This is a genomic window from Candidatus Nitrospira bockiana, from assembly GCF_965152565.1.
Window position 1 is genome coordinate 3943660 of the sequence record NZ_OZ224215.1, and the last position, 9616, is coordinate 3953275.

Annotated in this window: 17 protein-coding genes; 13 read left to right on the plus strand and 4 right to left on the minus strand. The window is 62.6% G+C overall.

Annotated elements, in window-relative coordinates:
- Window positions 1-3 precede the first annotated feature (3 nt).
- The 3 genes from ACWHYV_RS19335 to ACWHYV_RS19345 form a co-directional block, all read right to left on the minus strand.
- On the minus strand, window positions 4-1956 hold the full coding sequence (locus tag ACWHYV_RS19335; RefSeq protein ID WP_447978121.1) for a Mu transposase C-terminal domain-containing protein: 1953 nt from the start codon (window positions 1954-1956) through the stop codon (window positions 4-6).
- Window positions 1957-1960: 4 nt separating this feature from the next.
- Complete coding sequence (locus tag ACWHYV_RS19340; RefSeq protein ID WP_447978122.1) at window positions 1961-2518, minus strand: phage regulatory CII family protein; 558 nt, start codon at window positions 2516-2518, stop codon at window positions 1961-1963.
- A 174-nt stretch (window positions 2519-2692) separates the two neighbouring features.
- Window positions 2693-2866: a hypothetical protein gene (locus ACWHYV_RS19345; protein ID WP_447978123.1), complete on the minus strand. Its 174-nt coding sequence runs from the start codon at window positions 2864-2866 to the stop codon at window positions 2693-2695.
- Between the two features lie 170 nt (window positions 2867-3036).
- Here ACWHYV_RS19345 and ACWHYV_RS19350 point away from each other — a divergent pair, with 170 nt between their 5' ends.
- The 6 genes from ACWHYV_RS19350 to ACWHYV_RS19375 all read left to right on the plus strand — a co-directional run bounded on the left by ACWHYV_RS19350 (window position 3037) and on the right by ACWHYV_RS19375 (window position 5829).
- Window positions 3037-3501, plus strand: a complete 465-nt coding sequence (locus ACWHYV_RS19350; protein ID WP_447978124.1) for a helix-turn-helix domain-containing protein — start codon at window positions 3037-3039, stop codon at window positions 3499-3501.
- Between the two features lie 225 nt (window positions 3502-3726).
- Entirely contained in the window at window positions 3727-4179 is a 453-nt protein-coding gene (locus ACWHYV_RS19355) for a hypothetical protein (RefSeq protein WP_447978125.1), read from the plus strand.
- A gap of 13 nt (window positions 4180-4192) precedes the next feature.
- Window positions 4193-4444 (plus strand): hypothetical protein, encoded by a 252-nt coding sequence (locus ACWHYV_RS19360; protein WP_447978126.1) that lies wholly within the window; start codon window positions 4193-4195, stop codon window positions 4442-4444.
- Between the two features lie 21 nt (window positions 4445-4465).
- The gene (locus ACWHYV_RS19365) at window positions 4466-4897 is read left to right on the plus strand and encodes a thermonuclease family protein (protein WP_447978127.1); all 432 of its coding nucleotides are present in this window, start codon (window positions 4466-4468) and stop codon (window positions 4895-4897) included.
- Window positions 4898-4947: 50 nt separating this feature from the next.
- A complete protein-coding gene (locus ACWHYV_RS19370) occupies window positions 4948-5331 on the plus strand; it encodes a hypothetical protein (RefSeq protein ID WP_447978128.1) in 384 nt (127 codons plus the stop codon).
- Window positions 5332-5370: 39 nt separating this feature from the next.
- Window positions 5371-5829, plus strand: a complete 459-nt coding sequence (locus tag ACWHYV_RS19375; protein WP_447978129.1) for a hypothetical protein — start codon at window positions 5371-5373, stop codon at window positions 5827-5829.
- Here ACWHYV_RS19375 and ACWHYV_RS19380 read toward each other — a convergent pair.
- On the minus strand, window positions 5804-6148 hold the full coding sequence (locus tag ACWHYV_RS19380; RefSeq protein WP_447978130.1) for a hypothetical protein: 345 nt from the start codon (window positions 6146-6148) through the stop codon (window positions 5804-5806). The two genes, ACWHYV_RS19375 and ACWHYV_RS19380, sit on opposite strands and share 26 nt — an antisense overlap.
- A gap of 635 nt (window positions 6149-6783) precedes the next feature.
- Between ACWHYV_RS19380 and ACWHYV_RS19385 the strand changes: the two genes are divergently transcribed.
- From ACWHYV_RS19385 to ACWHYV_RS19415, 7 genes are all read left to right on the plus strand, one after another.
- Window positions 6784-6960, plus strand: a complete 177-nt coding sequence (locus ACWHYV_RS19385; protein WP_447978131.1) for a hypothetical protein — start codon at window positions 6784-6786, stop codon at window positions 6958-6960.
- Between the two features lie 55 nt (window positions 6961-7015).
- Complete coding sequence (locus ACWHYV_RS19390) at window positions 7016-7165, plus strand: hypothetical protein (RefSeq protein WP_447978132.1); 150 nt, start codon at window positions 7016-7018, stop codon at window positions 7163-7165.
- Window positions 7166-7232: 67 nt separating this feature from the next.
- Window positions 7233-7625 carry a hypothetical protein gene (locus ACWHYV_RS19395; protein ID WP_447978133.1) on the plus strand — a complete coding sequence of 131 codons (393 nt, stop codon included), beginning with the start codon at window positions 7233-7235 and terminating at the stop codon, window positions 7623-7625.
- 247 nt (window positions 7626-7872) lie between these two features.
- Window positions 7873-8280: a hypothetical protein gene (locus ACWHYV_RS19400; protein WP_447978134.1), complete on the plus strand. Its 408-nt coding sequence runs from the start codon at window positions 7873-7875 to the stop codon at window positions 8278-8280.
- A complete protein-coding gene (locus ACWHYV_RS19405; RefSeq protein WP_447978135.1) occupies window positions 8280-8471 on the plus strand; it encodes a hypothetical protein in 192 nt (63 codons plus the stop codon). Before ACWHYV_RS19400 ends, ACWHYV_RS19405 begins: the two co-directional genes overlap by 1 nt.
- Window positions 8440-9180 (plus strand): hypothetical protein, encoded by a 741-nt coding sequence (locus ACWHYV_RS19410; RefSeq protein ID WP_447978136.1) that lies wholly within the window; start codon window positions 8440-8442, stop codon window positions 9178-9180. Before ACWHYV_RS19405 ends, ACWHYV_RS19410 begins: the two co-directional genes overlap by 32 nt.
- Window positions 9177-9389 carry a helix-turn-helix domain-containing protein gene (locus ACWHYV_RS19415; protein WP_447978137.1) on the plus strand — a complete coding sequence of 71 codons (213 nt, stop codon included), beginning with the start codon at window positions 9177-9179 and terminating at the stop codon, window positions 9387-9389. The genes ACWHYV_RS19410 and ACWHYV_RS19415 overlap by 4 nt, the downstream gene beginning before the upstream one ends.
- Window positions 9390-9616: the final 227 nt, after the last annotated feature.

Consider the following 9616-nt stretch of genomic DNA (forward strand, 5'->3'; position numbering starts at 1 on the left):
ACCTCATCGTGTCGCGTCGTTCAGTTGCTTTAAGATTTCGGACTTTTCGTCCTCGAGCTCCATCGTGCTCGGCCGTCGTGGCGCCCGCTCGAGTAGCGAGGCCGGCAAGGCGTCCTCGGCATGCGCATGTGTGCGCACACGCGGCGCCGGCCGCTCGAACCCGGTCACGGTCGGCACCACACCGCCGCTTGGCTCAGGCGCGGGCTCGGCCCGGCGCAGCGTGACGATCTTCGCTTGGCGGCGGTCGTTCGCCACCTGCTTGAGCGCGACGTCGGGATCCCACGCGATGGCCTGCGCCTCGCGGTACCGCTCCAGTACCTGCTTGGCCGCCCGCCGGCGGCGCACCGCTTCTTTCGCGCCGCGCTCGTCCATCGGCTGGTCATGATCCCAGCGGGCCTCGCAGAGGAAGACCGGAGTGGCGGACGCGGACGGCCGCGTCATCACGACCAGCGCACTCACGTCCGCCGCGTCGTACCGAATCTCCACCGTCTGCCCGATGTGCGGAATGAGGGCGTCGTGCCAATAGCGACGTCCGAAGAGCCGCAGGCCGTCCTGGAAAACCTTGGCCGGCTTGTGCTTCATCAGGATCAGATCGAGCGCGCGGGCGTCCGGGATGCGCATCTCGACGCCGGCCCAGAGCGACCGCGGCGTGGCAGCGAGCTCGCTGTGCTCCCGGTCGTGGTACTGCTCGATCCGTGCGGCGAGCGCCTGCTGACACTCGGCGAGCGTGAGCAGCCGCCCGGCCTTCACCTCCGCGGTGAGCTTCTCCGGCTTCTCCTTGTTGTCGCGGCCGCACCAGCCCGGGAGCGTGCGCTCCCAGCTCGGCAGTGTATGCCCGAACCACGCTTCAATCGCCTTCGCCCACGGACTGAACGGCTGGGCGTTCGTCGCCTCGATGCGGAGCTGTGCCAGGACCGCCCGCGCGTTCACGTCGAAATCCACCGAGGGGAATTGCACGCGCCTCCCGCCCCAGTACTCGGCAGTGAAGTCTTTGCCGTTGTCACGGTAGAGGCGCGTCGGAAGGCCACAGGTGAGAATGCCCGCCCGCAGCGCGAGCGCGATCGTGTGACTGTCGGGGACGAGATCGAGATGCCAGCCAGTGATCCTCCGGGACCGCAGATCCATCCACGCCGTGAGCCACGGCCGGAAGATCTTCGCCCCCGGTTCGTCGCTCGCGCGCACGAACAGATCGAGCACGCGGTGATCGCCGACCCACATCTCGCCGACGTCGAGATCCAGGTAGTCGCGCCGAATCTTGGGCTCGCCCTGCGCACGGTACGCCGCCTCGCCATAGCGCGCCGCGAGCACCGCCGGCTTGGGCAAGGTGGCGAGGAACCGGTTGAGCGTGGAGATCGACGGACAGGGAATGCGGGCCGCGTCACAGAACTGCGCGATCGCGCGATGCACGTCGGTGACGCTCGGCCGCTCCGGCCGGAGATACTCGTCTTTGATGATCCCTTGAAGGGCCTCTGAAATGGCCGTGAACCGTCCCTTCTTCCCGCCCCATTTCGGCAGGAGCCCCCCAAAGCCGTGCTCTTCGTAGGCCCGGAGCCAGGCATAGACGGTGTCGAGGCTCAAGCGATGGGCGGCGGCGAGCTCCCGGAGCCGCGCCGTGATCTCACCTCGCGCCTGGACGATCTCCTGTGCCGCGAGCACAACCGGCAAGCGACGCAGCGCCTCCTCGCGGGCCGAGGCCGGCACCTCCGCGAGATTGACCGCCGCGGCCTCGGCGGCCGCTCCGGCCGGCGCAAGCTGCTGCTGCCAGTACCGGAGCTGCGCGTCGGCCGACAGGTCCCCGAGACGGACGAGGCTCTGCGGACGTCCGTTGGCGCTGGCTTCTTCGGACGGCTTCACCGCAAGCAGGCCAGCCGCGATCCGCTCAAAAATCGTGCGGCGCGCCAACCCCGTGAGGCGCTCAGCTTCGTCGATCGTGAGATACGGATCCCGGTCGATCATGCGTCTAGGCAGCTTGGTTCAGCTTGTCGTGCACGGCGATCGCGGCACTGATGAGGTCGCGCAGTTCCTTCCGGCACCGACCCGCTTCCGATGGGGTCAGGGTCCCGTCCCGAAGACTCTTCTCCAACGTCTCCGCCGCCTCGCCCAGTTCCGTCACCACACGCAGCATGCCTTGGCGAAGGTCCGCAACGCTCCACTGTGTCGACCGCTCGACGCTGACGAGCGTGCAGCCCGTCGCCTCCGCCAGGATCTCGAGCAAGCCTCGCGAGCCGGTCACGACGCAGAGGGCGGGGACCAGTTCGGCCGGCAACCGATGGGCCTCGGCGCTCTCGGCACAGTACTTGTCGAGCATGTCCTTGCTGAGATCGCGCGCCATGAGTTCGGAGACGGCCGCGGCGATGTGGTAGCGGGAGAGCGCGCAGCCTTTGATCGCGGTTGCCAGGGCCGCGCGGAGGGACGGCGACACGTGCGCCAGTTGACCCTCTGTGATAGGCTGGGGCCGCTCCAGCAGGGAGAGTTGCGATGGAGTGCCGTTTGTCCGCACTTTTTTGTCGTTTGACATTGCGCTCCCTACAGGAATTGACCTAGACTGCGGTCAAAAAAAGAGGGGCCGGCGCGTTGGACCGGGAAAGCCTTCCGCGCCTGACCCCTCCCCACGCACGAGCGAACAGGAGGACTGCCGCCCGTGGTGTCTCTGCATGCCCTGACTCTTCCACTTGCGGATGCATCGCTGCTCCTAAGCTGCACTCGCGGCTTCCGGCCAGAGCTTCTCCACCGGCTGCCCCAGTTGCTGAGCAATGAACCGCTGAATATCCGGCCGATACGAGCCACGGACGGCGCGAGCCAGCTCGTCGTAGCTGAAGGCCATCCCCTGCGCGACCGCAGCCCGGTGCAGCAAAGCGATGGTCATGCCACGCCGACGCAGCGCTTGTGCCGCTCGCGTTTGGCACGGCCGCCAGGGCCGCTTCAAACGTTGGCTCGAACGATTGCTTGAATGTTTGCGCAAATGTTTCATGGTGTCGGGATGAGTATTACGTAAAGACGTAACTGTGTCAAGCATTATTTTCACATTTACGCATCATGCCACAAGCCGCTGATATTGTTGCCCGTTTAATGGAAGCGCTTCGTGTCCAGACGAAGATGGCGCTGGCGGAGGCGCTCGAAGTCCCGCCGTCGAGCATTACCGATGCGATCCGCCGGCGGGCGATCCCAGAAGCATGGCTGTATAAGGTGGCCTACCGGACGCGATGTCGGGTGGAGTGGCTGCGGACGGGCGAACCGCCGAAGCACCTCGAGGAGGGCGGTGCGGAAGGGAGCCACGAGTATGGACGTTCGCTCGTCGAGCGACGGGTCATCGAGGCGTTAGAGCACTTGGATACGGAGGAGCAGACGACGGTGCTCCGCCTGCTCGACGCGCTCGTCCGAGGCGACCAGCAGATCCGTGATCACCTGATCAACCAGTTGCAAATCATCGAGGAGGCGGTCGCTTCACGGCGCCGGAAGCAGGCCCGCGATACAGCCGCCCGCCGCCCGCGTCAGGCCTAGCGCCGGAGGCTACTCGGAGTCCTACGTACTGGTTGCAGGGCTCTTGTCCCAGGTCCATTTGCCGTCTGTACAAACGCCGCCTGTCTAGTGGAGAATGCGTACCCGGGTTCCGGGTCGCCAGGCACTGCACGGCCTTCGATGTCGCGCTGCTCGATGGCGCCCTCTGCAGCGGCTGTCCCGTGAGACTCGCGTCGAGGTCAGAGGCACTACATGATGAGGAGGACTATGAGGCGGGTAGTTCTGGCTTTCTTGCTCTACTCGGTGGTTGTCGGCGGATTGGCTGAAGCGGGCTCGAAAGGGCAGCTGGCAGGATTGGTCGAGGACTATCAAGATGCGAAGGGGAAAGTCTCAGCCGCCTTAGCCCGGCTGCGCGCGACGGACAAAACCCGTGCGTCAAATGAAGTGAAAGAGTTCCTCTCCGCCCAGAAGGAAGTATCGGCCACTTGCCGCGAGCTTCACAAGCTCTGGGGAACGATGCGCACGCAGCAAGACCCGCTCGCTGAGAAGAGCTATCTGGCCTTCGTCGCCTGCAATACGCTTCAGAATCTGGTTGAGTTTGCCGGCCTGCAGTACCTCCAACAATCCGGACAGGCGCAGCTCCCCGAGATCGAAGGCCACTACGAAGCAGCATGGCAGCTCGCCGATAGTGCTGCATTTCCCGCTCCGGCTCAGCGTTGAGAAGGAGGGCTACATGGATTGGAAGTACGAGGTCCATAACCACACGATTAAGACAGACCCAGGCTCGATGGAGGAGCTTCCTGGTTTGCTGCAGCACATGGTCAACGAGGGACGAAACAGCAGCGGCCTCGAATTGGTTACCCTGACCGCAATCCCTCGTGATGACGGCGACACTGAATTGTTGATGGTCTTTAAGGCTCCTCGTGTGCCAGATCCCACCATCCGAGTGTCAGCGGAGTTGCTGGAGAAGGCTGTGGACTTATAAACCTGAACCGAAGTCATCGACTTGAAGGTCCTTCGATTCGCGATCCTTGCTCTTCTCCCGTTATGCTCGGTCGCCCATGCTCAAACTTTCTTTGATTTCGAGACCGCCATCTACCACACCTGCTACGACGGCGACACCTGCATGTTCAGTCTCCCGGGTGTTCACCCCTTGTTCGGTGATCACATTCCGGTTCGCCTGGCCGGCATCGACACCCCGGAGATGAAAGGCAAGTGTGAACGCGAACGCGAGCTGGCAAGGCAAGCAAGAGATTTCCTCCGGAACGTCCTCGGCAGAGCCAAGGAGATCCGCCTGCTCCACGCGGAGCGCGGCAAGTACTTCCGGGTGGTCGCACGTGTGATAGCCGACGGCCAGGACGTCAGTCAGCTCCTGCTGACCCGTGGCCTGGCCGTGCACTACGACGGCGGAACAAAAACTGCCCCATGGTGTACCTGACGCCTGGCTTCGGGAGATTCAGGGCCTGGCGTCCGCAATGGAGTCATATAATGCCGCGAGTCACTGTCCGCGTTGAGATTGAAGGGTGCGAGCAGCACGCCCAGTTGGCGAGCGAGGCTGAGGATTTCTTAGAGGCGACGATCGAGACCATCATTACGGTGAACGAGACTCAGATGGGAAGGTTCCCATGCAGGGCAAAGCTCACTGTAGGGGAACGATATCCTGAGGGAACCGTCGAAGTCACACGCCCAGAAGGGTACACGGGCCCTTACGATCACGAGGCGTTCTCGAGAGGGATCAGTGATTACTACCGCCGTCTTGTCGCGAGCCTCATCTGGCCGGGCGGCCCTCGTCCAGTGCTGATGCAGAACAACTATTTTCGAATTTTTGACGCGTTTGAATTTGAAGCCGAAGGCGGAGCGGCCGGGTGGTAAGAACTCGCTGACAATTCACTGAAGGCAGGAGATAGGCCCATGCAAGAAGATTCGATACGCACGTTCGAGTACGGCCCGTACATCAATGCAGCGCTGATTTGCGAGAATATCATCGAGGACAAGCATGGAGTGCTCTCCGCTATTCGAATCATTGATCGGATCGTTCGTACTGCACAGGGGCCGAACGCACCCAAGGAAATGGAGCCTTTCGAATACGAGTTTTATATTCTGGTAGTGCTAAAAACTGGGGAAGCGGGCGGGACCTACACGGTAACGATTCAGCCAAAGAAGCCCATTGAAGACGTCATGCCTCCTTTCAGACAGACCGTGCATTTAGAGCCGACAGCAGAACGTGGCGCCAACATCGTAGCAAAGACGAGGTTTCGGTTCGATGTCCCAGGACTCTGGTGGTTCGACGTGCTGCTGAACGAGGTCAGGATCACACGGATGTATCTGCGGATTATCTACTTACCTACGCAGACTGGTATTCAAAGTTGATTGTCGAGGGGCTTGAGGATGAAGGGGAGAACTCACGCTCGAGCGTTGCATTGCTCGAATCGGTGTTAAGTAGTCGAAGCAGAGAAAACGACGGATCAAGCGTCTTATAGATTTCGCGAGCGACATCGTCGCTGGTCAATTCTCCAATGCTCCTCTTTACGAAGAGGACCTGTAGCTGATCGGCAAGTACTTGTGCCCGCTGGTCCCCGCTATCGAGGATGTCTTGAAGATGCTCGGCCAGATATTCTTCTACTTCATCCCATGACGCGGCGCCGCTCAGCCCCTGCTCCAGAATACTCTTGATCGCTTCATACATCATGGGAATCTCACCTCACAGGCGGGCGGTAAAACGAGTACCAGCTGGCACTATAAGGGCAGCCTTCAATCATAGTCAATATCCCGATCTCATTAAGAGCGGCATACTACAGGCTGTGGTCTTGGAAGACCGCGTAATACAAAATCATGATGAGCTAGGTGAGCCAAAGGGAACCCGCAGTCAAATCATTCGATACATCGATCCAAGAGACAATCAATGGCTCGTCGTGGTGCATCAGTATCTTCGGCCAGACGGGACATTGGGCGCCAGCAAAAAGCCGGATCCAAAATGGCTTCGAATTGGTCAACAGATCCTAGTCGCGCTGCCTGATTAATCGTAGCCGAACCTGGCCGGTTGTCCACCTTTTCTGAATAACCTTAATAAACAACGGCATAGCCGTGAGAACTGCCACGCCGATTTCGCTTGACTCTCACTGATCACATTGTTATCATCCAGCCATGATGCTTGAGACTCACTGAATGTGCCACGCGCGCCGGGACGCTTCTCCCGGCCGGCGCCTTCCCCCGGCGTGGAAGGATGAAAGGCTCGGACACCATGTTGACCTACGATCCCTCCCGCGACTCGATTCTCTCTCTCGCACAGGCCCAGGGCAGCACGGCGCAGACGAAGGCTGGCGCGTGGCGCTACCTGCTCTCGAAGATGTCGGTGAACAAGGCGTTCGCCGCACCCGGTGCGATGCCCTCCTGGCACGGCGGACCGACAGCTATGCCGTGCGCGCGGTCAACGCCGCGATCGCGCGGTATCTCCGCGAGCATGGCGAGCACGTGCCGGCCGCGCGGCGGCTGGCGTCCTAAGCGTCCCTTGCTTCTGCCCGCGACCCGCGTCGCGGGCAGGCTGGAAGGGAGGACGATGGAAGAGGTCGATTGGCGGCGCACGACGTTTAATGGCGCGCGGCGCGAGCAACTGCGCCGCTGGGCGCAATTGCCGCTCGAAGACATCCTCCGCGTCCTTGAGGAAATGCAGGAGCTGATTCGGCTGCTGGAGAATGACGCGCGCTGAGTGCGCGCCGCAAGCCCGGCGCGGAGTCCGGGCATTAACATCCTGTTGCCCCACGAAAGGAGGCACCATGACGAAGTATATCCTCAATAGCGCGGTGCTCGCCGCTGGCGCGTATGGCACATACCGGTACGAGCCGTGCTCGCGCGAGCAACTGCGAATCATGTTGCATCGTGATTGCACCTTCTGCATCGGGACAGGGTGGTGCGACGGCGGCATGTGCCAAGCCCCGTCTCGCGTCGAGTCGGTGGTCTCACGGATCGGGTATCGAGAGACCGCGGACGTGATTGAGGCGTGGACGGGGTGGGCACCGCCGATCTCGCGCGAGCCGTCCGTGCTCGCGGTCGGCGATGTGGCATATGTGGTGCGCTTGCGGTATCGCGTCGATCCGTCCCGCAAGGGGCAGCCGGTCGCGCCGTCGGAAGCGGACTGGGAAATCGCGATTTTGGAACGGCTCACCTGAGCCCGCGGGCCCGGCGCGGAGTCCGGGCAAGAGTGAGGGAAAAGATGAAATGCAAATCATGCGGCATATCTCTTAGTTCAGAATACATGCGTCGAAGACTCAAGCAAAACGACGGGGCATGTGTTTGGTGTGGAGAGCCGTCTCCTGCCGTCCCTGGCCGTGGCCGCGTCACGGGCGAATTGAAGCGCGCGCTGTCTACGTGGTATCGGACACATGATCTCGCACTCGCGAGTGCGAAGGAGGGCTCATGACCAGCTACAAATTGCCCCGCACCGGCCAAGCCCCGCTGGCGTTCGAGGGCGAGGAGCTCGCTCGCAGCGACGGCCGCTGGGCGAACGGCGTCGAGCAGAATCGCTGGCACACGCTCGCAGTCTACCGGACCGATGGCGGGAACTACGTGCTCGCGATTCACTACCGCACCCAATGGCAGGGCGAACAACATGACGATCGCGCGATCGTGCTCGGGCAGGACGCTCACCGCCTCGCTGAGGAATTGGAGCGGTACGATCCGACCACCGTCGTGCAGGGGTTCCCCCCGGGATCCCAGTACGCGGAGAAACAGCGGCGGCTCCTCGAGTCGATCGAGCGCCGGTACCGGCAGCAGGTGTCCGAGCTGCTGAGCAAGGTGCCGGGCGCGGAAGAACGGATCGACTGATGCGACCGCGACGGCCCACGGCTCGCCGGCAGAAGCGCCGCAAAGTCGTCTGCATCGACATCGACGAGGACCTGGCAGCCCAAGCGCGCGCGGAGGGCTTGTCGATCGGCGATGTTGTGCGTCGCGCCATCGACGAGATGATCGAGGAGGACGAGAAGCATGATGCAGATCCTGGATCGACAGACGCTTGAAGAGGTGTTGACGCCGGCGGATCTCACCGGCGTCCGCCGAACGATCGAAGAGGGCTTGTGGGGTGGCGTGCCGGTCCCGGGCGACGAGGGCTGGGACTGGACGCCCCGCGAGGGGATGCCGTGCGAGCGGCTCATCTCGCTCGGACTGCACTATTTCACCACGCGCCACCCCGGCGCCGATCACATCCTCTATGCGATCGCGGCCCAGATCCTCCATACCGGCGCCACCGGCTGGAGCTCCGGCTACCCGGTCGAAGAGGATCCCCGGTACGACCGGGCGAGCGCGTGGCTGTTCGCGATTGCGGGCGGGCAGCCGGCCTTGCCCGGCGCGCTCGGGTGCCTGGCCATCTCGCCGCCGATGAATCGCGAGACGGGAACCTGCGAGGTCCCTGGCGGCGCCGTGGCCTTCACACGCTTTTCGGTCGAGTTCTTGGATCGCGTGCTGTTCGGCTCCGAGGACGCGGGACGAATGCTCGCAGACGAGTATCTCTCACTGCATCACCCCGATCCGCTCGCACAGCGCGCCACCGTCATTTTTTCACAGGTGCAGCGCTGGCAGTATCCAGGCCTCTCCCCGATCCGGTGCTTCGATTGCGGCGCGACGGGGCTTGAGCACTGGTACACGAGCAAACAGGGCGGCTACTCCCTCTGCGCCCCGTGCTTCGAGACCCGGCAGGCGCGAGGATTGGCCAAGGAGGGCGAGGCATGACCCCCGATGAGCTCAAAGCCCTCCGCGCGCAGCTCGGCCTCACCCAGGCCGAGCTCGCGGCCCGGATCGGGGTGACGCGCAACGCCGTCAATCTCTGGGAGATGGGCCAGCGCCGGATCTCCGGGCCGGTCGCCCTGGCCCTGAGATCCCTGCGCAAGCCGGCGGCATCCACCCGGCGTCCACTCAAGACCACCCCTCACGGCCGATAAAAATTTCCGCACTTGGATTTTTTCTTTTGCAGCCCTTTTTCACGTTTCGGAAATCGCGTGACGAGCCGCTTCTGGAGCGGCGACTACCGACGTCCCTACCCCTTGGTTTTCATCTCCGCACTCGGGCCGCACTCGGATTCGAGGTTTCCGCTGTCGGTTTGATGCTCTGTTGGCCATTTTCTCTTGGATTCAACAACAGTTGAACGCTCTTTGAGCCATCGGTTGGT

What these genes read in the sequence shown, in the direction of transcription:
- ACWHYV_RS19335 (WP_447978121.1), bottom strand. Translation starts at nt 1,956, where the DNA reads ATGATCGACCGGGATCCGTATCTCACGATCGACGAAGCTGAGCGCCTC.
- ACWHYV_RS19415 (WP_447978137.1), top strand. Translation starts at nt 9,177, where the DNA reads ATGACCCCCGATGAGCTCAAAGCCCTCCGCGCGCAGCTCGGCCTCACC.
- ACWHYV_RS19370 (WP_447978128.1), top strand. Translation starts at nt 4,948, where the DNA reads ATGCCGCGAGTCACTGTCCGCGTTGAGATTGAAGGGTGCGAGCAGCAC.
- ACWHYV_RS19405 (WP_447978135.1), top strand. Translation starts at nt 8,280, where the DNA reads ATGCGACCGCGACGGCCCACGGCTCGCCGGCAGAAGCGCCGCAAAGTC.
- ACWHYV_RS19390 (WP_447978132.1), top strand. Translation starts at nt 7,016, where the DNA reads ATGGAAGAGGTCGATTGGCGGCGCACGACGTTTAATGGCGCGCGGCGC.
- ACWHYV_RS19355 (WP_447978125.1), top strand. Translation starts at nt 3,727, where the DNA reads ATGAGGCGGGTAGTTCTGGCTTTCTTGCTCTACTCGGTGGTTGTCGGC.
- ACWHYV_RS19395 (WP_447978133.1), top strand. Translation starts at nt 7,233, where the DNA reads ATGACGAAGTATATCCTCAATAGCGCGGTGCTCGCCGCTGGCGCGTAT.
- ACWHYV_RS19400 (WP_447978134.1), top strand. Translation starts at nt 7,873, where the DNA reads ATGACCAGCTACAAATTGCCCCGCACCGGCCAAGCCCCGCTGGCGTTC.
- ACWHYV_RS19410 (WP_447978136.1), top strand. Translation starts at nt 8,440, where the DNA reads ATGATGCAGATCCTGGATCGACAGACGCTTGAAGAGGTGTTGACGCCG.
- ACWHYV_RS19345 (WP_447978123.1), bottom strand. Translation starts at nt 2,866, where the DNA reads ATGACCATCGCTTTGCTGCACCGGGCTGCGGTCGCGCAGGGGATGGCC.
- ACWHYV_RS19375 (WP_447978129.1), top strand. Translation starts at nt 5,371, where the DNA reads ATGCAAGAAGATTCGATACGCACGTTCGAGTACGGCCCGTACATCAAT.
- ACWHYV_RS19340 (WP_447978122.1), bottom strand. Translation starts at nt 2,518, where the DNA reads ATGTCAAACGACAAAAAAGTGCGGACAAACGGCACTCCATCGCAACTC.
- ACWHYV_RS19350 (WP_447978124.1), top strand. Translation starts at nt 3,037, where the DNA reads ATGCCACAAGCCGCTGATATTGTTGCCCGTTTAATGGAAGCGCTTCGT.
- ACWHYV_RS19380 (WP_447978130.1), bottom strand. Translation starts at nt 6,148, where the DNA reads ATGATGTATGAAGCGATCAAGAGTATTCTGGAGCAGGGGCTGAGCGGC.
- ACWHYV_RS19360 (WP_447978126.1), top strand. Translation starts at nt 4,193, where the DNA reads ATGGATTGGAAGTACGAGGTCCATAACCACACGATTAAGACAGACCCA.